Source organism: Anoxynatronum sibiricum (genome assembly GCF_039414295.1).
Lineage (GTDB): Bacteria > Bacillota > Clostridia > Peptostreptococcales > Tindalliaceae > Anoxynatronum > Anoxynatronum sibiricum.
Genome location: NZ_JBCITM010000019.1, coordinates 1 through 26,145, shown reverse-complemented (window position 1 = coordinate 26,145; position 26,145 = coordinate 1). Strand labels below are relative to the sequence as shown.

The window sequence follows — 26,145 nt, the reverse complement described above, 5'->3', positions numbered from 1 at the left end:
TTTTATAATTTCGCATTGCAAAACGCTTTTTCACATTTTAACATAAAATTCTCCCGGCTTCAATCACAGAATCTTCCTTTTTTTGGGTTTTTTTGTAATTGTCCGACTTTTATATCGATTCAGATCAATGTATTTTTTCTCACGCAGTTTTCCGTCATGATTCTAATCAAACAAAATGAAAAAAAGACTTCAGCATCGCTGCCAAAATCTTTCTTCTCATCATTTTTGACCAGCGTTGTTGCAGTCAACCTAACAGGTAGTCTCACTATCAGGATCTTAATCTTAGTCGCATTATCAAGAGCGCGCTCTTATTGAATGGGTAACTGCAGCGTAACCGGTTCAGGGTCTTTCCCCGGCAGTACCACCTCAGTCAGCAGTTCCAGGGTCTCCAGTTCTGCAGGAAGCATTTCCGGGATCAGATAAAACACAACACCGGTTTTGATGCCTCCCGGCGCGTAGTCAGGGCTCAGGTATTGGCTCATGAGCTGATCTGCTGCCAGGGCTTCGCCACCATTCAGCCGCAGCCGGCTGCGGGCACTGGAAAAGGTCAGTTGGTTGTCACTGGTGTTCTCAATTGCCAGGGTGAGGGCGATGAAATTCACCGGTTCCTCCACCTTTAAAAATGCCGCGAAAGGGTGTTCCATTGCTTCATAAAGGACCACGTCGATCACATGAAGGGTGATATCCCCCAGGTTTTCCACCAGGGCCAATCGCCTGGATTCTGTCACGCCTGGGGCAGCAGCCAGTTTTTCTGCATGTGCGTAGGCCCGTTCAATCAGCTCCTGACGCTCCACCGGTTGATGATCGGGATGGTTCACCGACACTTCAAAAACAAAGTCTTCCCCCACCACCGTGAAGTATTGATTGGCCGGTCCTTCCATCACAAACCGGACATGAGTAATTTCTTCGGGACGGGTAAGAGCCAGGGGAAAGTATAAATCCCCTTTTTTCAGAGTGCCATCGGCATAGGTTTCGTGAAATTCCCCTTTCGCCGTGGATATTTCTTCGCCGGTGTTCAGCAGCAGCCGCCCCCCATCCGGGTATGCCCGAAGGAAAATGCCTGGTTCCTGCTCCACCGTCACCGACAGTTTGACGGCGTCGCTGGTACGTCCGTCACCAAAATCGGCCTGACTCAGCAGCTGGAGGTGTTCCAGATTCACTGTGATGCCTTCCTGACTCTGTTGCTGAGAAACGGGCACTTCCACCGGCGGCTTCATCTCTAAAGGCACTGGAGCCGGAGCCTCTGTTACTGCCGGCGATTCCGACGCGTTTTCCTGATTTTGCTGGCTTTGGGACGGACCGCAGCCCGACACCCAAAACACCAGCAGCAATAATCCCATCACTATGAGCAGCGGTTGTTTCAGACCCGGCTTCCGGCAGCTGACATGGCCGCTTCTTTTCTGTTGTGCACTATGCATGGATGATCTCCTCTCTTTTGAGGAAACACCGTCGCTCCAGGACCATGCCCATGGTTTCAAGCGGCAGCAATCACCGCCTCAACCCCTGGCATCTTTTAAGTCAGTCCAATATCCCGGCGGCAGGTCTTTCCTTCAAAGGTGATACGCTCCACTGCATTGTAAACTTTTTCCCGGGCCTCGTCAACCGTGGGAGCCAGGGCCGTTACGTTCAGCACCCGTCCCCCGGCAGTAACCAGTTGCTCTGCGTCCATTCCGGTTCCCGCATGGAAAACAAGTATATCCTCCGCCACTTCATCCAGACCGGAAATGGGAATACCCGTTGCATAGTCGCCCGGGTAGCCTCCGGAAGCCAGCACCGCACACACTGCCACTTCCGGCTTCCATTCCAGATGAAGACGCGACAGGTTCCTGTTCAGCATCTGGCTGAAGACCGTGCACAGATCTGTTTTCAGCCGGGGAATCACCACCTGGGTTTCCGGGTCGCCAAAGCGCACGTTGTATTCCAGCACCTTGGGGCCCTCCTGAGTGATCATGAGGCCCACAAAAAGGATGCCCCGAAAGTCCATCTTCTCCTGCTGAATACCCCGAAGGGTGGGAATGAGGATTTTTTCTTTCACTTGCCGGGCCATGGCATTGGTATACACCCGGTTGGGGGAGTAGGTCCCCATGCCGCCGGTGTTGGGGCCGGTGTCACCGTCGCCGATACGTTTATGGTCCTGAGAACTGGCCATGGGAAGAATGGTTTCGCCATCCACAAAGCAGAGCACTGATGTTTCAGTGCCTTCCAAAAACGCTTCAATCACCAGATGACTGCCGGCCTCTCCGAAGACCTGGTTCACCAGAATGTCCACCACTGCCTGGCGGGCTTCATCCGGCGTCTGACAGATGAGCACCCCCTTGCCGGCAGCCAGGCCGTCGGCCTTGATGACCACGGGCAGGGAGAAATCCTGCAGCAAGTACAAGGCTTCTTCCATGGTAAAGGCTTTCTCGTAGCGTCCGGTGGGTATACCGTATTTCATCATAAAGTCTTTGGCGTAGGATTTGCTGCCTTCCAGTTTGGCGGCCTTCGCATCAGGGCCGATGATCTGCAGCCCCACTTGGCGAAATTCATCCACGATGCCTAATGTCAGCGGCACCTCCGGCCCCACCACCGTGAGGTCCACCTGTTTTTCCAGGGCAAAGTCCCTAAGAGCGGTGAGTTGATCTACCTGGATGGGGACACATTCTCCCAGAGCCGCCATCCCCGGGTTACCCGGGGCGCAGTAGAGACGGCTGACAGTGGCACACTGTTTCAGTTTCCAGACCAGGGCATGCTCTCTGCCCCCGCTGCCGATGACCAGTATTTTCATGTGGGACACTCCTCGTATCATCATTTTATCCAATATCCATCATCATTTATGTTTTATCCCATGAATCAAGCTTCTAAAAAACTGAAACACCTAAAGAATCTTTGAAAAAGATCTACTCAGGAAAAGGCTGAAGCTTCCTTTAGAAACTGCCCGTTTGGTTGTCTAATTGATTACTTGATTATTTGATTGCTTGATTGTCTGATTCATCACATGCCCTAATGCTTGAAGTGGCGCATGCCGGTGAAAGCCATGGCAATGCCGTGGCGATTGCAGGCTTCGATGGATTCCTGATCTTTCTGGGAACCGCCGGGCTGAATGATGGCTGTGATTCCTGCCTGGGCCGCCGTTTCCACGCAGTCACTGAAGGGGAAGAAAGCGTCAGAGGCCATCACAGCACCCTGGGTGTCGTGGGTGGTGTTCCGCAGGGCGTTTTCCAGCGCCCAGATGCGGCTGGTCTGTCCCGGCCCCACTGCCAGTGTCTGTTGATTTTTGGCAATGACAATGGCATTGGATTTCACGTGCTTCACGATTTTCCAGGCGAAGCGCAGGTCTTCCTCCAGGACATCCGTAAGGGCTGTGGTGGTTTTCAACTCCAGAGGATTGGCGAGGGCATCGTCCGCCTGCTGCACCAGCAGGCCGCCGGGCACTCGTTTCAGATCAAGGGTTCCCTGGAGGGCATTGTCAATGCCGGCGATTTCCAGCAGCCGGATGTTGGGTTTGGCTGCCAGTACCTGCAGGGCTTCCGGAGTGAAAGCCGGTGCCATGACCACTTCCAGAAAAATGGGCAGTATGCCCTGGGCCACGGTTTCTGTCACCGGGCGGTTAAAGGCCACAATGCCGCCAAAGATGGACAGTGGATCTGCCCCATAAGCTTTTTCCCAGGCTTCTTCAATGGTTTCTCCCGAAGCCACGCCGCAGGGATTGGTGTGCTTCACCGCCACGGCGGTGGGAACTGTGAACTCCTGGAGCAGGGATAGGGTACCGGCGGCATCGTTGATGTTGTTAAAAGAAAGTTCTTTGCCCTGAAGCTGACGGGCCGCAGCCAGGGTTCCCGGCAGGGTCACCGGCTCCCGGTAAAAAGCCGCCTGCTGATGGGGGTTTTCCCCATAGCGAAGATTCTGGGCTTTTTCGAAGGTGAGGGTCATGGTTGCCGGCCAGCGAAGTTCTTCTGCCTCCGCCGCCTGCCCGGTCGCCCGGGTGAGGTATCCGGCAATGAGACTGTCATAGTGGCTGGTGAGCTGAAACACCTTGGCCGCCAGATCACGCCGGGTGGCCAAGGTGGTGTCCCCGGTCTCAGCCAGCTCCTGCAGCACCTGAGGGTAATCTGCGGGGTCGGTGAGAACGGTGACAGACTCATGATTTTTGGCGGCAGAACGGAGCATGGCAGGACCGCCGATGTCAATCTGCTCGATCACCTCTTCAAAGGCTGCCCCTGGGCGCAGCATGGTTTCTTTGAAGGGGTACAGGTTGATCACCAGCAGGTCAATGGTGTCGATGTGCATTTCTGCCAGGGTGTTCATATGGGCGGGGTCAGGCCGTCTGGCCAGCAGCCCCCCATGAATCACCGGATGCAGGGTTTTCACCCGGCCGTCCAGGCACTCGGGAAATCCAGTGACTTCTGCCACTTCTTTCACCGGAAGCCCGGCTTCTGCCAGCAGTCTGGCGGTGCCTCCTGTGGAAATCAGCTGCACGCCGTGGCGATGCAGGGCTTCTGCCAGTTCCACGATGCCTGTTTTATCGGATACACTGATTAATGCGCGTTTGATCATTGTTGACTCACCTCATCTTTTAGAATTACCCGGTGTCCCGCCACCTGGAGTTTTTGGGCTGCAAATAAACTCACTGCGCGGGGAAGCAGCCGGTGTTCCACCGCCAGTACTTTTTGCTGAATGGCGGCAGGGTCATCTTCATGGGAAAGGGCCACCGCCTCCTGGAGAATAATGGGGCCGCCATCCATCTCGCCGTTGACAAAATGCACCGTGGCACCGGTAAGCTTCACCCCCCGCTGCCAAACCCCTTCATGCACCTTCATGCCGTACCAGCCAGGGCCGGCAAAAGCAGGAATCAGGGAGGGGTGGATGTTCATCATTCGGTTGGAGTATGCGGCCACCACCGCCAGGGGCACTTTTTTCAGATACCCCGCCAACACCACCAGCTGGGTGCCAGCCGCTTCCAGCCATTCCAGCAACAGTTTGTCGGCTTTTTCCGGTTCATTCACCGGAAGAATCTTTGTGGAGATCCCTCGATTTTGAGCACGGACGAGGCCATAGGCATCGGGGTGACTGGCGATCACCTGCACCACCCGGGCAGGAATGTTCTGTGCTTCAATAGCCTGGAGCAGGGCTTCCAGATTGGTGCCCCCGCCTGAAATCAAGACGCTGATGTTCAGGAACTGCATAAGGTCACCTGCTTTTCGCCGGCTGTCACTTTGCCGATGATCCACGCCTGTTCCCCCTGGTCCACCAAAGCGCGCCGCACTTGTTCCGCCTCTTTTTCAGCAACCGCAATCACCATCCCAATACCCATGTTGAAGGTGGTGAAGAGATCTTCTTCTTCCAGGTTGCCGGCTTCTGCCAGCAGTTTGAAGACCGGGGGTACCGGCCAGCTTCCCCGATGGATGGCTGCCTGACAACCCGCCGGCAGCATGCGGGGAATATTTTCATGAAAACCGCCGCCGGTGATATGGGCCATGCCTTTCAGGTGGTGATGCTTCATGACTGAAAGTATCGGTTTCACGTATATGCGGGTGGGAGTGAGGAGCACTTCCCCCAGGGGTTTTTCCAGTTCCGGCAACACCGCATCCAGGGAATAGGTTTTTTCTTCCAGCAACAGTCGGCGTACCAGAGAGAAACCGTTGCTGTGAATCCCGGAGGAAGCCAGCCCGATGAGAAGATCACCCGGTTGAATGCCTTCGCCGGTGACCAGTTTTTTCCGGTCTGCCAACCCAACCGCAAAACCGGCCAGGTCATATTCCCCTTCAGGATAAAACCCTGGCATTTCAGCGGTTTCCCCCCCCACCAAAGCACACCCTGCCTCCTGACAGCCAGCGGCTACTCCTGCCACAATGGCAGCGGCTTTTTCTCCCTCCAAACGGCCAGTGGCCAGATAATCCAGAAAAAAGAGGGGTTGGGCCCCATGGCAAAGAATGTCATTGACACACATGGCCACACAATCCCGTCCGATGGTGTCGTGACGGTCTATGAGAAAGGCCAGCTTCAGCTTGGTCCCCACACCGTCGGTGCCGGAAACCAGCACCGGTTCTGTCATGCCGGTGAGATCGGGCTGAAACAGAGCGCCAAAAGAGCCAATGCCAGTGAGCACCCCTGGGGTGAAGGTGCGGGCGACGGCTTCCTTCATTAGTTCCACCGTGCGCTGCCCCTCTGCCACGTTGACCCCCGCGTCCTGATATGTGATTTTACTCATGATGATCCTCCTCCAGCCGTTGAAAACGGTTTTCTGCCTGCCCGCCGGTCTGCACCGGCACTTCGGTGGGATAGCGACCGTCAAAGCAGGCCAGGCAAAACTGATGACGTGGCTTTCCAATGGAAGCCACCAGGCCTTCCGGACTCAGGTACCCCAAGGAATCAGCTCCGATAATCCGGCGAATCTGGTCAATGGTTTTCACTGCACCGATGAGCTGGTTCCGGTCTGGCGTATCGATGCCGAAGAAGCAGCTGTAGGCCACGGGGGGCGAACTGACCCGCACATGAACCTCTTTGGCTCCTGCCTGTTTCAAGGTTTCCACAATGCGTTTGCTGGTGGTGCCCCTCACAATGGAGTCGTCAATGAGTACCAGGCGTTTGTCCCGAATGTTCTGTGCCATGGGGCTCAGCTTCAACTTCACCGCCAGTTCCCGAATAGCCTGGGTGGGCTGAATGAAGGTGCGGCCGATATATCGGTTTTTCATCAGGCCTTCTCCATAGGGAATGCCGGAAGCTTCCGCGTACCCCAGGGCCACCGGGATGGACGAATCAGGCACCGCCATCACCATGTCTGCCTCCGCCGGCCATTCTCCCGCCAGAATGCGACCGGCATTCCGCCGGGCCTGGTAGACACCCACACCGTCGATGACGCTGTCGGGGCGGGCAAAGTAAATGTATTCAAAAATGCAGGAAGCCCGTTTTCCCGGGGTGTCATACATTTCTGAGGACACCCCTTTTTCTGTGATGGTGACCATTTCCCCCGGCTCTATGTCCCGCACCAGTTGGGCTCCCATCACATCGAAGGCGCAGCTTTCCGATGCCAGCACATAGCCTGTCTCGGTTTTTCCCAGGCACAGGGGGCGAAGCCCCAGGGGGTCACGAACACCGATGAGGCACTCTTCATTCATGATCACCAGGGCGTACGCACCCTTCACCAGATCCATGGTGCGGCGAATGGCCTGATGAATGCCTTCATTGCTGTAACGGGCAATGAGGTTGACAATCACCTCTGAGTCGATGGAGGTCTGAAACACCACCCCGGCGTCTTCCAGCCGCTCCCGCAGGAGCCCGGCATTCACCAGGTTGCCATTATGAGCCATGGCAATGCTGCCGCCCCGGTAGCGCACCACCAGGGGTTGGGCGTTCTCCACGTCACTTTCACCACTGGTGGAATACCGCACATGACCAATGCCCCGATTGCCAGTGAGCTTTTTCAGTTCTCCTTCTCCAAAAACTTCAGATACCAGCCCCATTTCTTTATGCCATCGGGTGCGGCTGCCGTCGGTAACGGCAATACCGGCGCTCTCCTGGCCCCGGTGCTGCAACGCATAGAGGCCGTAATACAACAATTCGGCGGTGTGATCATCGGTGGGCTGGTAGAGCCCCAGCACACCACACTCCTCATGGAGCCGGTCCATCTCATCCACCAGAACCATTTCCTGCCACAGGTTTTCTTTACGCATACCCCTCACCTTTCCACCATAACTGCCTGACGAAGCCGCTTCAACACTTCTTCGTAGGCTTCTTCCACCTGTCCCAAATCCTGACGAAAACGGTCTTTATCCAGTTTTTTGCCGGTTGCTGCATCCCACAATCGACAGGTATCCGGCGAAATTTCATCAGCCAGAATCACTTCCCCGTCATACAGTCCGAACTCCAGCTTGAAGTCCACCAGTCGCAACCCGGCCTTTAACATGACCGGTTGCAGCAGTTCATTAACTTTTAGGGCCATGGTGCGAATGACAGCCAGCTGTTCTTTCGTGGCCCACCCCAGGGCGGTGATGTGGTCATCATTCACCAGCGGATCGCCCAAAGCATCATTTTTATAACAGAATTCCAGTATGGGGTGGGGCAGCACTTTCCCTTCTTCTGCTCCCAGGCGTTTACTGAGGGATCCGGTGGCAATGTTGCGCACGATTACTTCCACCGGTAGAATGGTGACTGTTTTCACCAGCATCTGACCCGGGGTCAGGGATTTAATCAGGTGAGTGGGGATGCCGGCGGCTTCCAGATGCCGAAAGAGCAGGGCTGACATTTCACAGTTCACCTGACCCTTCCCCAGAATGGTGCCTTTCTTTTCGCCGTTAAAGGCAGTGGCATCATCTTTATACACCACCAGCAGCTGTTTTTCATCATTGGTGCGGAACATTTTTTTGGCTTTTCCCTCGTACAGCATGTCCCTCATCTCAATGTCTTTCAGGTCAATCTCTTTCAGGTCAGTCTCCATCCCTTGTTTCACTTCGCTCATTGTTCCTGTCTCCCTTCCAAAAAGGCTTCAACACCCATAGTTTCCAATGCTTCCGCTTTTTTCAGCACCTGATCTGTCTGCTGATGAATCCAGTGGTCCAGCCGGGCCATGAGGGTTTCATCTCCCAAGGCCAACATGCGGGCAGCCAGCAGCCCGGCATTCCGGGCCCCGTTGATGGCCACCGTGGCCACGGGAATACCCCCGGGCATTTGCACAATGGACAACAGGGAATCCAGCCCGTTCATTTGCCGGCTTTTCACCGGGACTCCAATCACCGGCAGGGGCGTGAGAGACGCCACCATTCCCGGCAGGTGGGCGGCACCGCCGGCACCGGCAATAATCACCTTCAGTCCCCGTTCCCGGGCTTCTTTTCCGTAAGCCACCATCCGCTCCGGTGTACGGTGAGCTGACACAATGGTCACTTCATAAGGCACTTCCAATATCTGTAAAATCGCGGCAGCTTCCTGCATCACTGGCAGGTCGGAGTCGCTGCCCATGATAATGCCCACCAGGGGCTGTTGGGGCTTTGTCCCTGATATGGTTGGCATGATTGATGTCATCATTGTTCCTCCTTTTTGATTTCAGTGGACGAAGCGGTCTCCATCACTTCAATGCGCAAGAGGGCTTCCACTTGATCGGCCAGGAGCAGGGCCTCTTCCAGCGTGTCGGCCAATACCGTCACATGGCCCATCTTCCGGCCGGGACGGCTTTCGGTCTTTCCATAGAGGTGCAGGTGAACCTCTCCCAGCGCCAAGGCTTCTTTCAGACCTGTCAGACTGGGCTTACCGGCATGACAGGGGTCCCCCAGCAGGTTGATCATCACTGCCGGTCGCAACAGCCTGGGAGGCAAAAGCGACCATCCCATAAGGGCTCGCAGCTGCTGGCCAAACTGGGAAATATTGCAGCTTTCAATGGTGTGATGCCCAGAGTTGTGGGTTCTGGGAGCAATTTCATTGATGGTGAGCCGGGAATCCCGGTCCACAAACATTTCAATGCAAAAAATCCCCGCCCCCTTTAATTGTTTCAGGGTATTTCTTGCCAGCTGATCCGCTTCTTCCAGCACCTTTGCCGGCAGGGGAGCCGGCACCAGTGTGCGGTGGAGAATACTGTCCCGATGCTGGTTCTGCCCCACGGGAAAAATGGCCAGGTGACCGGCTTCGTCCCGGGCAGCCAGTACAGAGATTTCCATGAGAAAGTCAATGCATTTTTCTGCCATGAGAGGGGCGCCCCCTCCTTCCAGCAGGATGATGGCCCGGCGTATGTCCACCGGTGTGTTCACCATGACATTTCCCTTGCCGTCGTAACCACCTGTGCAGCTTTTCAGCATAAAGGGATAACCAAAAGCTTCCCCTGCCTTCCGGGCATCGGCTTCATCTATCACCTTCATAAAGGCGGGTACGGGGAGACGACAAGATGCCAGAAACGACTTCTGCCGAAACTTGTCCTGTACCATGTACAGAGTCTCCGGCGAAGGCATTACCTGGCATCCTGAAGATTCCAGGCGCATCAATGTCCTGGCATCAATATGTTCAAATTCATAGGTCAAACGACGGCTGGCAGCCGCCAGCGCTTCCAGTGCTGCTTCATCGGTAAAGGCCGCCTGAATGGCATGGTGGCTCATCACTCCCGCAGGGCAGTCAACTGCCGGGTCAAGCACTGCAAAGGTGAGTCCTGCCCGGTGCCCTTCCAGGAGCAGCATTTTACCCAGCTGTCCACCCCCGACAACACCAATCTCTGCCTGATTCAACGCCCAACGCCTCCTCATTCTTCAATCGATTCTTTTGGCTTTTCACACTCTATTGCTCGCTTTCCTTTACCTTACTTGCTTGACGTTGCTTTCTTTTGCTCTTCGCTCTCTGCCCGGCAGAAGTTCATGCACCCATGGCAGGTGCCTGATGCCACTCTTTGATACCATTTCGTCATCATTCGTGTTTTGTCCGTGTTTTAAGTGTAACAAAACAGGCATCAAAAAGTAAAGAGAATAAAGAATATTTTTGATCAAACCAGTATTAATGTGCGTCCATTACAGAAAAACTATTTGAGTTTTTGTTTAATTGTTCTGTATTTTCTCCGCGTTTCCATATTTTACAGTTCTATATGCGCACCATTAATCTAAAGAATAATTGACAAATGAACTTGTTTGTTGTATTGTATATATAACAGATAAAACAAGTGTATGTTTTATTATTATTGTACTGTTATAGAAAGGTGGTTGCTTATGCTTCTTACCCTTGCCTTTGAATCAGAAACTCCCTTGTATCAGCAGATTAAAAACCAGATTATCACCGGCATCGCCCAGGGAAAGCTGCAGCCTGGCGAAGCATTGCCTTCCGTCAGACAGCTGGCTGCTGATATCGGCATCAATTTTCACACGGTGAACAAGGTGTACCAGCAGCTGAAACAGGAAAACTGGGTGGTGATTCACCGAAGAAGCGGCGTCATCATCAACCCGGAGCTGAACCTGAAGGCAGACGAAGTCTACCGGGAATCCCTGACGAGCACACTGGAAGTTCTCTTTGCCGAGGCGCATCTGCGGGGAATAACCCTGGAAGAAAGCCATCATCTTATTAAAACCATTTACCAGTCTTATGTACAGGAGGTGTCTAAGTAATGATTCAATCGCCTTTACTGATCCAACTAATCATCGTGGTTATTCCCTTATATGTTCTGGGAATGCTGTTGCCGGAGTTCACACGAAGCACCCTGTTTTTCGGTGTCACAGTGCCCCAAGAGGTTCATCAACAACCGGAACTGCTTCATGAGAAAAAACAATACCGTCTCCGGTTCACCCTTCTTTTCACCCTGGGCTGGCTGCTCACGATGGTCGTTTCACAGGTAACAGACAGTTTCAATGTGCTCTACGGTGGTGGTATAATCGTCACCATTCTCGTGCTGAGTAGCAATTATGTGGTGACCCATAACCGGATCAGAGCTCTAAAGGCAACACATCAGTGGACGAAAAACCTGAAACAGCGGGTGGTGGTGGACACCAGCCAAGAGAGCCGGTCCCATTATTTATCCTTCGCATGGTTTATTCTGCCTGGAATGATCACTCTACTCACCTGGTTCATCAGTCTATCGATTTATCCACAATTGCCTGACTTGCTTCCCAAACAAACAGATTTGGGCGGCGAAGTCACACAATGGGCCAGCAAGGATTTCAGATCTGCTTTTGCGCTTCCCATGACACAACTGGGCATGCTGGCACTGTTTTCCTTCATCATGCTGATCATCAAAAAAGCCCGGAAGGTAATTGACCCTTCCCGGCCTGAGATGTCTGTTCGCCAGCACCAGACCGCCAATTGGCGCTGGAGCCTTTATATCCTGGGGACTGCTATCTGGATGGTTACCTACTTTGCCATTCTGCAGGCACAGGTACTGCAACTCATTGACATGTCGGCATTCGGTCATTATGTGCTGCACGGCTTGTCAGTAACTGGGCCACTGGTGGGCATCTTTGTGACAGCCTGGTTCACCGGACAATCGGCAGAACGGGTAAAGGTGGAGGCTTCCGAAAACGCTGACCCAAATCTGCTTCCCGTAGATGACGACCATTACTGGAAGTGGGGAATGTTTTACTTCAACCCCGACGACCCGACATTTTGGGTTGAAAAGCGTTTTGGCATCGGATGGACTCTTAATTTTGCCAATCCTCTGGCAGTGGGTGCTTTTGTGGTGCTTCTGCTTCTGATCGCAGCCGGCATTCTGTTTGATCTATAGCACTTATATCTCATTTAATGAACGAACTTCAACGTATCCTGTAAATTAAAGATACTATAAGAGCTGCTATTTCAGCTGTATTTGCGCTGATTTAGCGGCTCTTTATTGCCGATGTCGACGATAACGAACGATACCCTCTCCTATGGCTGTCAATAACATCAGGTCAATCACCGGGTGACGGAAGTGTTGCCCCAATAGAGCACCAAGAACAGCCGGCAAAGCAAAAAGAAGGAAGAGACCCAACCGTAGCGAGACGGCTTTGGCTTGTTGCCAATGCTGTGCACTCATGACGCCATGGCACATCCAGGGATCATCATCATCTTCATCCCACTGTTCCTGAAAATACCGGCTCATAACCCCCATCCCCAAAACAATCGCAACAAAAGTGAATTTTCCGTCCCCGAGAAAGAGGATACCCGCGAGATAAACCAGCAATATCTGAGCCAATAACTGCATTTCCCTTCTTCGCCGGACCAAACGCCTGGAATACCGAAGAAGCAACCCTCCCACCGGCGAAAGAGCCAGAAGAGGATGAGTCCGTTTAAAGGGAAACTGGGTGGTGATGATTCCCGTTGCTCCCGTTTCCATGCCCCCCAACAGGCCGGCTTCCTTGCGACTGCGCAAATCCGTTTCTTCCTCCATGAGCCGGTGCCAGTTCATGGAATTTACCAGCACTTTCCAGGTGATGAAGCAGGTGATGAATCCTGTTATCGCCAAACCCATCGCCATTGAGGGGATGCTCCAGACAGGAGACAGCCATCGGAACATGATGAAGGAAGCTGCAGCATAAAAAAGGAACCGAAAAATCCATCGGTACCAACGCCGGGTCCAGTGACCGTTCCGCTGCCTTACCCACAACTGCACCATGCGCCATAACCACTGCACCATCCATCCCCCTATGATAAACAGCAGCAGAAATGGAATGCCAGGTTGTTGGAAAACCCAGCGAAGCCATGTGATCACCAGGCACAGCAAGGCCCAGCGGAGGCCTGCAACGCCCCATCCGAAAAGTAGTGACCAGGTGACAAACTTTCGTCCCTTCTGTTTTAAAGGTTGCAAAAAAACAATGTCTGGCAGCCTTAGCCAGGTGGCGGGCGATCCTGCCACTAAACCCCAAAACAGAATAAGCCCTGTCAACATTTCCATCCAGGGATGCCAGGGGACTGACCGCACCAACCCGGTGACAGCCGACGTGCCGTAGTAAAACCACAGAGCCGTCACCATCAGAACCAGGTAAAAGAGAGAGGTTTTATCCAGAGACAGCTGGTGAAATTGCCATCGGCGTTTTGCCAGGGTTCTGATTCGCCTCCTCCAAAAAACAAATAATGCAGATGAGGCGCCATTCATGAGTGTTCCACCTCCACTGCCCGTATGTATAACTCCATGAGAGAAGCTTCACTTATGCCAAATTTTTGGCGCAACGACTCCATTGAGCCGGATCCCACAAGTTTGCCACGGGACAGCAGCAAAAAACGGTCACAGACTTTTTCCGCTGTATCCAGGATATGGGTGCTCATGAAAATGGTGGCGCCACGGCGCTTTTCCGTTTCCATCACTTGAAGCAGCGCTTGAATACCCTTGGGATCCAGCCCGACAAAAGGTTCATCAATAAACAGGATTTGTGGTTGATACAACAGCGCACAGATCAGCATGGCCTTCTGCCGCATTCCTTTTGAATAAGTGCCGGGGAACTTGTCCAACTGGTCCGTCATCACGAACTGCTCCAGTAACGCTTCCCTGCGTTGTTCATAAACATCCTGTGGCATCTGGTGGCACATGGCGACGAAATCCAGGTGTTCCCGCAGAGTCATTTCATAGTACAGTTGTGGAATTTCCGGTACAAGTCCCCATTTGTCGCCGGGGTTTTTCTTACTAACTTCACCGTCGATGGGTGGCAAGATACCGGTCAGCACCTTCATCAACGTGGTTTTTCCCGCCCCGTTGTCTCCAATAAGTCCCACCAGTTCTCCTTCATTTAGCACAAAGTTCAGCCGGTGCAACACCGCTTTTCTGTCATACCCTGCTGCCAGGTCTTTCACGATGATACGGGTCATACAGCTTCCACTCCTTTATTGCCTTTTGTCAAATATTTCCAGCCAAAATATACTGTCTTCATATGCATGAGCTAACCAGTTTCCTCAACTGCAAATCCCCTAACCCATTTTTCACCTTGCTTAATCAGGCCAGCCCCTTCACTTCTACATCATTTGTGAGTTTTTAGCGCCAGAGTTGCTTCCGTTAATGTACACTACGCCTATCGCTGTCAAAGGTTTTCCTGAAATAGACGTTATCCTCCTTCACCCCAGCCCGCATTGGTATTAGTTGCCTGACAGGCTCATATCCACAAAAATCCCCCGGCATCTGCCGGGGGACTCGCATTCGGATGGTTATTTGTTGATTGATGCTTATTTGATTCCGTTCCAGTAAAGATTCCATGCTTCCTCTGCAACGTCGTCTGTTGGTTCCAGCAGTCCATTCACTAATTGAAGTACATATCCCACGATGAATCGATGATAGGACTTGATGAGACCGGCCGCTTCCAGCTTCGGCATGCGGCGTTTCTGACTGGATTCCACAAATCCTGCAATTTGCTCAGAAAACTGGACTTTCCAGATGTTGGACATTTCCCTGATCTTCTCTTTCATGGAAGCTACCGGGAAGAGAGTGTTGCGCAACAGGAAAGTGTATGGATCTGGGTGATCCCGGTAAAACTTCAGCAACGCTTCAAAAATGTACTTGAGACGGTCTTCGGCAATCTGGCTGGGGCAGTTGTCAATGGCTTCTGTAATAACAGCCTGATGCAATGCTTCGCATTCTTTGATCATTTGAAGGTAAAGCAGTTCTTTTGAATCGAAATAGTAGTAAAACGAAGGAGCTGTGATCCCAATCTCGTTGCAGATGTCCCGGATGGTGGTTGCTTCATAACCTTTGTCGTTAAAAAGCTTCATGGAAACTCTTTTGATACGTTCTGCAGATTCATGTTCTCTCACTTTTGACACCTCTCTCAACCTACCGTTAGTTTTTTACTTATTATACGCTTCTTTTTTTCACATTGCAACGCTTTTTTGACGTTGCATTGATTTTTTTCAATTCGTCATGAACTGACACTATTGCAGAATTTCGTCTGCTGATAATTCCCATTTTGTGGTAATCATCAGCACCAATGCCCACTATAGAAACACACTCCAGGTATTTCATCTGCAAATCAACTGATCGACTGTAAAATATGCTATTGATGAATAGATATAAAAATGCAGGATATTCACCTTAATCAAGCTTGCATTGATCAATCCACAGGCAGGCAACCAAGTATGTACCCACTACCAAAAGGGATCGCCTAAAGCATATTCTTCAGGGCAACCTTTTTATTGCTCCACCCCATGCTTGTGGCCCACTCTTTAAGCGCTTCCTTTTCCTCTTTGTCGCCGTGAAGGTAAACTACCCGCAAAAAATCAGCATAGCCCCTCATTCCACCCACATCATCCATGACATATCCACCCACTTTATGGACGCAGACCGGCTTATACTTCTCCGCGACAATGCCGACGGCTTCGTCCATCCACTCTTGATCTACCACACCTTGCTGAAGGAGTGTATCATGATCACTGTATCTTGTTACTTCAACAACCCAGTTATCGCCGAAATCATACTTGTACACCAGTTTGCTGGTAACCGGGTTAGGGAGCATGTCAGAATGTAAGTGTCCTTCCCCGCTGACGAGATCTTTATATGCTGCAAACGAGCTGCCCGTTGTGCCAAGAACCTGTCTTACCTCCAGTTTTTCCATTAATTCAAAGAGATCTGAATCAAAACTAATGGAATCTGTGAGTTCCTTCAAAGTCAAATCCATCATTGGCGCTTTGCGAAGCGTTTTGACAGAGCCTTTTTTGCTTTGAGGCAAGTTCTTTGTTCTCTCATAAAAATCATAAAAAGACTCTCTGACTTCCACTGTTGGACAGTTCTTCAGCAACATGTTGATGCCTTCTCTTGCCACATCATACGCTTCCGTATAACCGCCATATGCATAGGGGCCAGTATATTTTTTCTTCAGCCATATTTTAAAATTACCACCGGTATAGTCTTCATCATCCCAGAATTTGTCATGTTCATCAATGGGTACACCACGGTATAGAATGCCTGCAAGTTCTGACCATTCCCTGACACGATTACCCGTCAATCGAAGGTTGTCTTTTTCATCCAGTTCGAAAGAACGCAAATGAGAATTTTGCCAGCCAAAGAGCCGCTGAATTGCGTAATGGAGATGATGCAGGTGCATATCTGACGGAATGATGACATCTCTCACGATTGTACCCCGTTCAGTCGTCTGGGCGTATTTCATCAGTACTTCAATATCTTCCTCACTGCACCATTCGTTTAGAAGCTCCAGCCGCAGTAAAATGGGTTGGTCACTGCGCATCTGATGGGTGTCCTGATTCTTTTTCATACCTTTGATCACCTTTTCTTCATCCTTTGAATGCAGTTTCACCTAAACTGATCCCTCCGTCCTTAACGTGATTATGTTCATCGCCAGCATCTTCACGACTTTTTCCCATCTGAAATATTGATACCAAGTTCTTTCGCCATGCCGGCTTGCTTAAATGGGTTTATTTTTTCCACGACGCTGTCACGTTTGAAAAGCGAGCCGGTATTTTTAAACCAAAAGGTTGCATTTGCTTTTACGCACTGTTCACGGATATTAAGCACCCAATCATAATCACATTCACGGGCTTCTCGCCCTGTTTCGCCGCCGACTGTCACATGGTCTACGCCATGAAGATACGGCGTTAAATCGATCGCTTCTAAAAGTGGGGCGCAGGCGATAAACCGCCGCTTCATGGGATAGGATAAAAACAATGGCAGCCTGTCATCGGCTGCTTGCTGATTTTCGACGGTACATCCCATGTTTACGTTGTCATATCCTGTTCCCCAATCTGATGGGAGAGATACCAGAAAACGGTCAATTCGCTTGGTCAAAATTAAAAAATCGATATCGGTTCTTTCTTTGATGATCGACCACACCTCTTTGCGCCATTCATCCGCTTCCGGAAGAAAAAAGTCGGTTGCAAAACAGGTGGCAAGAATCTTGTTTCCTTTGATGTTGTATTCGCCTTTTGCATTTGTTTTGATGGGCCAATCGAATTTGTCTGTTTTTTGTATGGTGCTTTGACCATAGCGCTTCGCATGCGGCCCATAAAAATAGCAATTTGCGCAGCCATCGCTTGCTTTGTAGCAACCCGTCCACGGCTCCCAGTTCACAGGCATTCTCCCCTTCATGTATCTGCGTATTTATACCGTTACTCCAGTCTGGTTCCATCAGGGTCTAATACACAGCTTTCATAGTAGCCATCTCCGGTGTACCGTGGCTCACTGATGACTGTATAGCCCGCTTTCAGTAATCTGTATAAAACGTTTTCAATGTTTCTATCTTTTGGGTCCATCTAGACACATGATCGATTCTCACGAGTCATACATCCTTCCCAAAAGTGACACGATCTCTTCAGGTACATTTTACCCATCATGTGCTTCGAAGTTCTTCCTTAAATAAACCATATCCACCAACCGAATCCCATTATCAAACATTGGGTGCTCATAGTTATCAATAAAAAAGTCCTTCACCCGATGCGAAAGCACAAACCCACACCGTTCATAAAACGAAATGATCCACGGGCTGTCCCCTGTCCCAACTATGATGCTTTTACACTTGTCTTCGTAATGCTCACATATATACTTAATCAGGCGACTTCCATACCCTTTCCCCTGATACTTTTCATATGTTGCTATGTTTTTCAATTCACATGTATCTTTATCTTCCCTGGTGATCACGCAGATACATTTTAAATCCCCATCATAAAGAGCAAACAGTTCGCCTCGCTCTATATATTTATCAATCATGCTCTCTTGTTCATCTGCCAAAAGTAATAGATCCAAAAACCTTTTTTTGTTTTCTTTAATGATTTTGATATCCATCACAATCCCCTTACGTTTAATAAGTTGCATTCACCTGGTGCGTGTCTTTTGACAAAAATCTTAAAGAGATCTTAGAACGCCGCCGCAGAATTTCGCATGATCACTAGCCCGAATCGCTAAGAAGGTAATTTCTTAGCAATATAAAACCCATAGCTTAGATAATCTTTGTACCTCCTGTATAAGGCAATTTCCTGTCTTTCTCCTTCTACAATAGCTTTTGCTGCATCAGAATTTTCATGCTTTTGGAGAAAAGCATCAAACCGCTTTTCCATGGGACTATAGTAATTGTCAAGCCAACTTTTTTCAGACAAGAAAAAGAATCCCACCGGCGAAAAACCATTTTCTTCGAGTATTTTTATTTTCCCTGATGCCGTATCAATTTCTGGATATTCGTTATTCCAGTGTTCTTCAATTTCTTTCGGTCTGTTTTTTGTCTTCCATGTCATTTCACTCACAGCAATATAACCATTTGTCTTTAAAAATCGCTTCCAATTCTTCAGTCCTGACTCAAATCCGATATTATATATGGCACCTTCTGACCACAATATATCATACTCTTCATTATCAAATGGAAGTGCATCCATGGACTTTTCCAGAGTCGTAATTTTGTTTTCCAAGTTCAACTTATTGGCGCGATCATTCAGTTTCGTTAAGAAATCAGCAAATAAATCTACCGCAGTAATGCAGCCATTTAAGTTCTGAGCAAGCGTCAGTGTTTGAGCACCTGTACCACAGCCAATATCTGCAATTTTTAAAGATGCTTCAGGGTTAATATCAATAAAGCTTAAGGCCTTTAAAGTATCTTCACCACTTCCTGGGCCTTGTCTTTCAGCATCCACGTGGAAATCGATTAGTAACTCTAATTCCGTCATTTAAACTCTCCTTCTTTTATTCACAACCATTTTTAGAGTAATCGCACTTAGCGGTTTGCGTGTAGCTGAAGTTGCCGTAGCATAGCCAAGGTAATTTGGGAGAGGGCGGTACTCCGCCCGAACCGGCTACACGCTGTTATACTCCGTGCCCGACATCTTCAGTCATTTTTACTCAATAAATGCATTGCTCGCTATATTAAATTCTTCTTGTGTTGGTTTATAGCCTTTCTTTTTTGGTGGAAAAAGCTTATCAAACTCACAGAACCCCTCTTCATCTAAATTGTAAACATCACTGGCATGAAATTTCCATATATGATTTTGTAGACACCCTTTCTCTAATTCAAGAACTAATAGACTATACGGAAATCTACCTTCAGAATCGCTTACATTAACACTTTTCGAACCAACAAATCCATGCTTACAATAATTATATGGATGCCCTTCAATAATAACAGCCTTAAACCCTGCATTAACCGCTGCTTTGATTGAATGTTTAATTAGTGCAGATCCAATTCCTTTCTTTTGATATTCAGGCAATACACTTACCGGACCAAATGTTATGGTATGTATGCTTAGATTTCGTTCATTTACTAAACGAGATTTTGTATACATAATACTGCCGACTATTCTTTTATCTATAATAGCTACAAAATCGAGTTCGGGTAAAAAATCTGGATGGCTACGCATTACATTAACTAAGTAGTGTTCATCACAACCTGGAACATGTAAATTCCAAAAAGCTTCCCTTGTTAACTCTTCGACTTGTCGGTAATCATCTTGAATTTCATTCCGTATCAATAAATCCATTCTTCTATTCTCCTCCTATCTCTTCTTGTCGGGCATGGCATATAACGTTTTGCGGATATACGACGTTCGGCGGAGCCGAATGTGCCGAAGGCCAAGCCCGAAGGGTGCAGCGTATATCTGCTGTTATAGACAGTAAGCGCTGGTATGTAGTAATAAAATGAGCAATGGCGGCGAACGATGCTCGATTTCTGGTAAATTTAGGTTTTCTACACATTTTTATTCTTTTGGTAAATCCTCATAATGTGGAATCTTTTCAAGGTTGTGATCCCAATTAGCTTTTTCATTTAAATAGATATGGCCAGTAGGAACTATTTCTATATCTGTGTCCAGACTTCCAGCAGGAACAACAAGTAGTTTACCATCCATTTGTATATTAGGTAGCGCAGAGCTACAGTTTGGACAAAAGCTCTTTATATGTCCTGAATTATTGTGGTTATACGTTTTTACCTTTTCTTCTCCTTTCAACCATTTTAACGTTGCTGTTGTTGAAAAAAGATTTGAAGCATGAACAGACCCAGTATCTTTACGACAAGATTTACAGTGGCATAAAAAGAAGTTTTCAAAATTTCCTTTTATCTCATATTTAATATTTCCGCAAAGACACGATCCTGAATGTATCATTTTTCCTCCAATCCGAGCCGCCGGGGTAGCAGTTTTTCTCTTTTTTATCAAAATCTAAAGCGCTTATTACCTATAACGTCTTATTCCCGCCACTCAGTTCGCTTTACATCCCATTTCAATAGGTATTTGCGAACTTTGATTCGGTAATATCTACTTCTCTGTGTAACACTATCAATACACATGATTTCCAAGGCTTCAACCCTTACCGTTGCTTCTATTATGCCGTAGTTATATCGAGAAATCCAGTAATATCACCACAATATTTCGAATTAATCGGAAAAGCGTGTCAATCAATCAGCAACCATCAGTGATTAAAAAACAAGTCCCGAAAACACTGTACACTCAGTGTTCTCGGGACTTGTCGATTTTTCTTGCTGCTATTCCCACTCAACGGTAGCTGGTGGTTTTGAGGTAATGTCGTACACCACCCGGTTCACCTGATCAACTTCGTTGACTATGCGGTTGGCCATGGCGGCCAGCACGTCGTGGGGAATGCGGGCCCAGTCGGCGGTCATGGCGTCGGAGCTGGTGATGGCGCGAATGGCGACGGTATGGGAGTAGGTGCGTTCATCTCCCATGACTCCCACGCTTTTGATGCCTGGAAGCACAGCGAAGTACTGCCAGATATCACGATCAAGGCCGGCTTTTTTGATTTCTTCCCGCACCACCGCGTCTGCCTCCCGTACAATGTGGAGTTTTTCTTCGGTGATTTCTCCCAGTATGCGCACGGCCAGACCGGGGCCGGGGAAGGGCTGGCGCCAAACCACTTCGTCGGGGATTCCCAAGGCGGCGCCAATGGCCCGAACTTCATCTTTAAACAGATATTTGAAGGGTTCGATGAGCTGAAACTTCATGTCTTCCGGCAGACCGCCCACGTTGTGGTGGCTTTTGATGACGGCGGCGGTATCGGTGCCGCTTTCGATGATATCCGGATAAAGGGTGCCCTGTACCAGAAAGTCCATTTCGCCCAGTCGGGATGCTTCTTCCTCAAAGACGCGAATAAAGGTTTCGCCGATAAACTTTCGTTTTGCCTCTGGTTCGGTGACACCGGCCAGGCCTGCCAGAAAACGTTCCTGAGCGTTCACTCGAATGAAGTTGAGGTGGAATTTGTTGGTGAAGAGGTCTTCCACCTGATCGCCTTCGTTTTTGCGCAGCAGCCCATGGTCCACGAACACGCAGGTGAGTTTGTCTCCGATGGCTCTGTGAACCAAAACGGCTGCCACAGAGGAATCCACTCCTCCTGAGAGGGCGCAGAGCACCTTGCGGTCTCCCACCTGTTGGCGAATGGTGTCAATGGCTTCTTCGATGAGATTGCCAGTGGTCCAGTCGCCGGTGCATTGGCATACCTTGTATAGAAAATTACGGATAATGTCGATTCCCTGCTGGGTATGTTCCACCTCGGGGTGAAACTGAAGGGCATAGGCTTTTCGCTGTGGGTCTTCCATGGCGGCCACGGGACAGTCGGGGGTAGTGGCGGTGATACTGAAGCCTTCAGGTGCCCGGTCGATGAAGTCGGTGTGGCTCATCCAGCTGATGAGGCCCTCTGGCAGACCTTCAAAAATGGTGGATTTTCCCTGAAACTGCAGACCCACTTTACCATATTCTCTTTTTTCGGCCCGGTTGACGCTGCCGCCATAATGGCGTGCCATGAGCTGCCCCCCGTAGCAGATGCCCAGCACAGGAATGCCCATGTCAAAAATGGCAGGATCACACTGAGGGGCTCCTTCTGCATACACGCTGGCTGGGCCTCCGCTAAAAATAATCCCCACAGGGTTGATTTCTTTCACTTTTTCAGCCGAAACATGGTAAGGCACCACTTCGCAGTACACCTGGCATTCACGCACTCTTCGGGCAATGAGCTGGTTGTACTGGCCTCCAAAATCAAGGATTAACACATTTTCTTTCTCCATCCACTTGTTCCTCCCTCACTGGTCTTTCTTGTGTCAACAGGCTCCCTGACCGTCTGAGCCGGGAGCCCGTTAATCACCTGTCTCCGTTGCCTGATAAATGATACCCTTATTCGGTGTCTCTTACACTGTAGTTGGGCGCTTCTTTGGTGATGTAGATATCATGGGGATGTCCTTCAATAAGGGAGGCCCCGGTAATTTTGATAAAGGAAGCCTTTTGGCGCAGATCGTCGATGGTGGGCGTGCCACAGTAGCCCATGCCGGAACGAAGACCGCCCATGAGCTGATACACCGTGTCTTTCAGTGGGCCCTTGTGGGGAACCCGGCCTTCGACGCCTTCGGGCACCAGTTTCTTTTCATCAGATTGATCTTGAAAATAACGGTCGCGGCTGCCTTCTTTCATGGCCCCCATGGAGCCCATGCCACGATAGGTTTTGAAGCTGCGCCCCTTGTAAATCACCGTTTCTCCAGGACTTTCTTCGGTGCCGGCAAAGAGAGATCCAATCATCACGGTGTGGGCTCCGGCTGCCAACGCTTTAACGATGTCGCCGGAATATTTGATACCGCCATCCGCAATTACCGGAACACCGTGGGGAGCCGCTGCCTGGGAGCAGTCATAAATGGCGGTGATTTGCGGAACACCAACACCGGTGACCACCCGGGTGGTGCAGATGGATCCAGGGCCGATGCCTACTTTCACCGCATTGACACCCGCTTTAATGAGGGCTTCAGTGCCTTCTGCCGTGGCAACGTTGCCGCCAATAATCTGAAGCTCTGGGAATTGCTTTCGAATGATGGCCACAGCCTCCAGCACGCCTTTGGAGTGGCCGTGAGCAGTGTCCACCACCACCACATCCACCTTGGAGCGCACCAGCGCCTGTACCCGTTCCAGCATGTCTGCTGTGACGCCTACAGCAGCACCCACCAGCAGCCGACCCTTGTCGTCTTTGGCGGAATTGGGGTACTTGATGGCTTTTTCAATGTCTTTAATGGTGATGAGGCCTTTGAGCATGCCATGATCGTCGATAATGGGCAGCTTTTCGATTTTATGGATCATGAGCACTTCCTTGGCTTCATCCATGGTGACACCTTCTTTGGCAGTCACCAGGTTTTCCTTGGTCATGACCTCTTCGATGAGCTTGTCATAGTCTCTCACAAAGCGGATATCCCGATTGGTGATGATTCCCACCAGTTTTCCCTTCACGGTGATGGGAACCCCGGAGATATGGTAGCGCTCCATGAGCTCAAGCGCGTCTGAAACGGCATGGTCAGGAGACAAAAAGAAAGGATCCACAATCACGCCGTGTTCACTTCGTTTGACTTTATCCACTTCCAATGCCTGTTCTTCAATGGTCATGTTTTTGTGGATAATGCCAATGCCGCCCTCCCGAGCCATTGAAATGGCCATTTTGCCTTCTGTGACGGTATCCATACCGGCACTGAGAAGCGGGATGTTCAGTTTAAGAGAGGGTGTTAAACGGGTGTGTAGATCCACCTGGGCGGGTAACACTTCTGATGCGCCTGGAATCAGCAGCACATCATCAAAGGTGAGTCCCTCTTTCATGATTTTGTTCATCTTTATTTCCTCCTTCACGTGACCGATGCCTCTTTCCTGTCAAAAAAATCCACCAACCGATTTCATCACCAATGCGCGGGAGAAAAGGGTTAGTGGACATGTTTCTTCCAATAACAACAATTCACCCATAGAAAAGGAATTTACGGTTCCTTTGTAGAGACTGCCATTCCGTATTAGTGGCATTATATGAGTGCAACATCATTCAGTTTGAGCAGCGCCTGTAAGCCGGTTTCGGCTCAGGGCAAAAAGGGGGGGGTGTGATGGTTGTCCTCAAGCTTATCAGAGGAAATGAGCCATGTCAATAGGAGGTGAAAGGTTCGGAAATATCTTGCATTTCAACAGTTGCATCTGACTACATCAAAAACCAGTAAACATAACCACAGTGATCACACACATAGTTAGTGGCGGTTTTGTTGGCCCAGTCGAATCCAAGGAAGGTGGCACCCGCAGTATTCATCAGGGTCTCCCGTTCCCAAAAATCACTGCCGCCGCAAACAGGGCAGGCAAGTTCGTGGCCTTTGATGCTTACAGATCGTGATGCCTCTTTCATCTGAATGTCTCCTCTCTGTTGATCACCTTTGCAGTTTAACCACACTCTCTGGAGTTTTATGCCATACCAGTGCCTGTTGCTGTTGTCAGTCCCATCTTCATTTTGCTGCCGCGCAAGCCTATGAACGTTGGTCCAGCATCTCCTGCACCACTCCCAATCTCTGAATGATGGGCAGTTTTTGGGTGCACAGGGTTTCGCAAATACCACAGGCAATGCAGTCTCCCGGAAGCCCGTCTTCCACTTTCAACTCACCCCGGTCATGATACCAGTCCAGCTGTCGGAGAGTTTCTTCGGAGTTGATGAGCAGCGACAGATTATAGGCTTCCATGTAAAGGTTCATTTTGATTTTTGACGGACATTTCTTTTCCCGGCAATACTGGCAATTGGTGCAGAGGGTATCCAATTTTTCAGTCAGCTTTCCGGAAATTTCCCGACGTTTTGTCTCTGATACCTTCAGCGGGCGTGTCACAGCAGCGGTATTCTCGTCCACCTCTTCTTTGCTGCCCATCCCCGCCAGCACCACCGTAATGCCTGGTTGTGCCGCGTTAAAGCGCAGGGCAGCCTGCACGGTGCTTTCTTCATCATATTCCCGAATAAAGCTGAAGTGATCCTGGTAACGGGGAATAAGCCCACCACTCAGGGGGTTCATGGTCACCACTCCCAGCTGATGCTCCAAGGCTGCCTGAACCCCTTCCTGCCGAAAGGGATGATTAATGACATTATAGCCCAGCAATACTCCTTCAAAGACGTCATCTTCAATGATGGTGCGTATATCTTTGCCGGTACAGTGGGTGGAGAAGACAACATGATCCACCAGCCCTTCGGCTTTTGCTTTCATGGCCCCTTCATAGGGGCCGCCGGGAGCCATGACCCGCCGATACTGGTCAAGATCCATCAGACACCACATGTGAAAGAAGTTGATTTTATCAACGCCCAGGCGGCCCAGGGATTTTTCGATGCGGGTACGCACTTCATCCGCTGTTTTTTCTTTGCGAATCATGCTTTTGGTGGAAACAAAGTACGGGTTGGGCATTTTTTTGAAGGCTTTGCCAAAGATGGATTCACTACGGTCATCGCAATAGAAGGGTGCTGTGTCGAAGTAGTTGATCCCCTTTTCACTGGCATAACGCACTACTTCTGCCGCATAATCATCATCGTCTCCAAAGCGCATGCCCCCGAAACCAATGACAGATACTTCCTTGCCTGTTTTGCCATAAGGTCGATAGATCATTGCTGATTCCTCCTGTTTTCTGGCGGTGATGGTTTCATTATATCGAATCAACACCAACACGTCCAGCGCCGCCATCGGTCACTTGGATGGTGTGCGTGTTCTCACATATGCCCGAAAGAGCCTTATTCGCCAAAAAAGTAATAACCGGACTCCGTCAAATTTCCTTGGAATCCGGTTATCCGATAATGAATCCTCTCTTTTGGGACAGATACTGCAACTCTGCCACTCCTTCGATGCAGAAACTCATTCAATACCCTCTTTCAACGATTGACTGCAGTTTCATTCCCTGCAGCTGTTCCTTAAAAACCGGAACATCAACCTGCTTGGTGTTGCTTGGTGTTGCTTGGTGTTGCTTGGTGTTGCTTGGTGTTGCTTGGTGTTGCTTGGTGTTGCTTGGTGTTGCTTGGTGTTGCTTGGTGTTGCTTGGTGTTGCTTGGTGTTGCTTGGTGTTGCTTGG

Annotated in this window: 26 protein-coding genes and 1 riboswitch; of the genes, 2 read left to right on the top strand and 24 right to left on the bottom strand. The window is 50.0% G+C overall.

The annotated features are described in order from the left end of the window. Positions 1-308: 308 nt before the first annotated feature. The 9 genes from AAIG11_RS14440 to AAIG11_RS14400 form a co-directional block, all read right to left on the bottom strand. Positions 309-1,418, bottom strand: coding sequence for a hypothetical protein (locus tag AAIG11_RS14440; protein WP_343186939.1), 1,110 nt, complete (start codon positions 1,416-1,418; stop codon positions 309-311). A gap of 95 nt (positions 1,419-1,513) precedes the next feature. After that, positions 1,514-2,767, bottom strand: coding sequence for a phosphoribosylamine--glycine ligase (purD, locus tag AAIG11_RS14435; RefSeq protein WP_343186938.1), 1,254 nt, complete (start codon positions 2,765-2,767; stop codon positions 1,514-1,516). 215 nt (positions 2,768-2,982) lie between these two features. Continuing rightward, a complete protein-coding gene (purH, locus tag AAIG11_RS14430) occupies positions 2,983-4,536 on the bottom strand; it encodes a bifunctional phosphoribosylaminoimidazolecarboxamide formyltransferase/IMP cyclohydrolase (protein ID WP_343186937.1) in 1,554 nt (517 codons plus the stop codon). Next, positions 4,533-5,210: a phosphoribosylglycinamide formyltransferase gene (gene purN / locus AAIG11_RS14425; protein ID WP_343186936.1), complete on the bottom strand. Its 678-nt coding sequence runs from the start codon at positions 5,208-5,210 to the stop codon at positions 4,533-4,535. Before purN ends, purH begins: the two co-directional genes overlap by 4 nt. Continuing rightward, positions 5,153-6,190, bottom strand: coding sequence for a phosphoribosylformylglycinamidine cyclo-ligase (gene purM / locus AAIG11_RS14420; RefSeq protein WP_343186935.1), 1,038 nt, complete (start codon positions 6,188-6,190; stop codon positions 5,153-5,155). Before purM ends, purN begins: the two co-directional genes overlap by 58 nt. Next, positions 6,183-7,652 carry an amidophosphoribosyltransferase gene (purF, locus tag AAIG11_RS14415; protein WP_343186934.1) on the bottom strand — a complete coding sequence of 490 codons (1,470 nt, stop codon included), beginning with the start codon at positions 7,650-7,652 and terminating at the stop codon, positions 6,183-6,185. The genes purM and purF overlap by 8 nt, the downstream gene beginning before the upstream one ends. A gap of 5 nt (positions 7,653-7,657) precedes the next feature. After that, entirely contained in the window at positions 7,658-8,437 is a 780-nt protein-coding gene (purC, locus tag AAIG11_RS14410; protein WP_343186933.1) for a phosphoribosylaminoimidazolesuccinocarboxamide synthase, read from the bottom strand. Then, positions 8,434-8,997 carry a 5-(carboxyamino)imidazole ribonucleotide mutase gene (gene purE, locus AAIG11_RS14405; RefSeq protein ID WP_343186932.1) on the bottom strand — a complete coding sequence of 188 codons (564 nt, stop codon included), beginning with the start codon at positions 8,995-8,997 and terminating at the stop codon, positions 8,434-8,436. Before purE ends, purC begins: the two co-directional genes overlap by 4 nt. Beyond that, the gene (locus AAIG11_RS14400; protein ID WP_343186931.1) at positions 8,997-10,184 is read right to left on the bottom strand and encodes a 5-(carboxyamino)imidazole ribonucleotide synthase; all 1,188 of its coding nucleotides are present in this window, start codon (positions 10,182-10,184) and stop codon (positions 8,997-8,999) included. Before AAIG11_RS14400 ends, purE begins: the two co-directional genes overlap by 1 nt. A 471-nt stretch (positions 10,185-10,655) precedes the next feature. Between AAIG11_RS14400 and AAIG11_RS14395 the strand changes: the two genes are divergently transcribed. Further along, positions 10,656-11,048: a GntR family transcriptional regulator gene (locus tag AAIG11_RS14395; RefSeq protein ID WP_343186930.1), complete on the top strand. Its 393-nt coding sequence runs from the start codon at positions 10,656-10,658 to the stop codon at positions 11,046-11,048. Continuing rightward, positions 11,048-12,157: a DUF1648 domain-containing protein gene (locus AAIG11_RS14390; RefSeq protein ID WP_343186929.1), complete on the top strand. Its 1,110-nt coding sequence runs from the start codon at positions 11,048-11,050 to the stop codon at positions 12,155-12,157. The genes AAIG11_RS14395 and AAIG11_RS14390 overlap by 1 nt, the downstream gene beginning before the upstream one ends. 102 nt (positions 12,158-12,259) lie before the next feature. On the opposite strand, the gene AAIG11_RS14385 is transcribed toward AAIG11_RS14390, so the two are convergent. From AAIG11_RS14385 to AAIG11_RS14315, 15 genes are all read right to left on the bottom strand, one after another. Next, complete coding sequence (locus tag AAIG11_RS14385; RefSeq protein WP_343186928.1) at positions 12,260-13,504, bottom strand: ABC transporter permease; 1,245 nt, start codon at positions 13,502-13,504, stop codon at positions 12,260-12,262. Then, entirely contained in the window at positions 13,501-14,211 is a 711-nt protein-coding gene (locus AAIG11_RS14380; RefSeq protein WP_343186927.1) for an ABC transporter ATP-binding protein, read from the bottom strand. The genes AAIG11_RS14385 and AAIG11_RS14380 overlap by 4 nt, the downstream gene beginning before the upstream one ends. Positions 14,212-14,562: 351 nt before the next feature. After that, positions 14,563-15,105 carry a TetR/AcrR family transcriptional regulator gene (locus AAIG11_RS14375; RefSeq protein ID WP_343186926.1) on the bottom strand — a complete coding sequence of 181 codons (543 nt, stop codon included), beginning with the start codon at positions 15,103-15,105 and terminating at the stop codon, positions 14,563-14,565. 389 nt (positions 15,106-15,494) lie between these two features. Next, entirely contained in the window at positions 15,495-16,601 is a 1,107-nt protein-coding gene (locus tag AAIG11_RS14370; protein WP_343186925.1) for an IS1096 element passenger TnpR family protein, read from the bottom strand. 92 nt (positions 16,602-16,693) lie between these two features. Then, positions 16,694-17,413, bottom strand: a complete 720-nt coding sequence (locus AAIG11_RS14365) for a DUF5131 family protein (protein WP_343186924.1) — start codon at positions 17,411-17,413, stop codon at positions 16,694-16,696. A 38-nt stretch (positions 17,414-17,451) separates the two neighbouring features. Then, a complete protein-coding gene (locus tag AAIG11_RS14360; RefSeq protein WP_343186923.1) occupies positions 17,452-17,595 on the bottom strand; it encodes a VOC family protein in 144 nt (47 codons plus the stop codon). A gap of 70 nt (positions 17,596-17,665) precedes the next feature. Beyond that, positions 17,666-18,124, bottom strand: coding sequence for a GNAT family N-acetyltransferase (locus AAIG11_RS14355; RefSeq protein ID WP_343186922.1), 459 nt, complete (start codon positions 18,122-18,124; stop codon positions 17,666-17,668). 116 nt (positions 18,125-18,240) lie between these two features. Then, a complete protein-coding gene (locus tag AAIG11_RS14350) occupies positions 18,241-18,996 on the bottom strand; it encodes a class I SAM-dependent methyltransferase (RefSeq protein WP_343186921.1) in 756 nt (251 codons plus the stop codon). Between the two features lie 168 nt (positions 18,997-19,164). Further along, positions 19,165-19,803: a GNAT family N-acetyltransferase gene (locus AAIG11_RS14345; RefSeq protein WP_343186920.1), complete on the bottom strand. Its 639-nt coding sequence runs from the start codon at positions 19,801-19,803 to the stop codon at positions 19,165-19,167. Between the two features lie 216 nt (positions 19,804-20,019). After that, entirely contained in the window at positions 20,020-20,424 is a 405-nt protein-coding gene (locus AAIG11_RS14340; RefSeq protein ID WP_343186919.1) for a GFA family protein, read from the bottom strand. Between the two features lie 377 nt (positions 20,425-20,801). Next, positions 20,802-22,334 (bottom strand): glutamine-hydrolyzing GMP synthase, encoded by a 1,533-nt coding sequence (gene guaA, locus AAIG11_RS14335; protein WP_343186918.1) that lies wholly within the window; start codon positions 22,332-22,334, stop codon positions 20,802-20,804. Positions 22,335-22,440: 106 nt separating this feature from the next. Beyond that, positions 22,441-23,907, bottom strand: a complete 1,467-nt coding sequence (guaB, locus tag AAIG11_RS14330; protein WP_343186917.1) for an IMP dehydrogenase — start codon at positions 23,905-23,907, stop codon at positions 22,441-22,443. Positions 23,908-24,015: 108 nt separating this feature from the next. After that, positions 24,016-24,117: riboswitch (purine riboswitch) on the bottom strand. 142 nt (positions 24,118-24,259) lie between these two features. After that, a complete protein-coding gene (locus AAIG11_RS14325) occupies positions 24,260-24,457 on the bottom strand; it encodes a hypothetical protein (RefSeq protein WP_343186916.1) in 198 nt (65 codons plus the stop codon). Positions 24,458-24,575: 118 nt separating this feature from the next. Further along, positions 24,576-25,688, bottom strand: a complete 1,113-nt coding sequence (locus tag AAIG11_RS14320; RefSeq protein ID WP_343186915.1) for an aldo/keto reductase — start codon at positions 25,686-25,688, stop codon at positions 24,576-24,578. Positions 25,689-25,935: 247 nt separating this feature from the next. Then, on the bottom strand, positions 25,936-26,145 hold a 210-nt coding region (locus tag AAIG11_RS14315), incomplete at its 5' end, for a hypothetical protein (protein WP_343186914.1).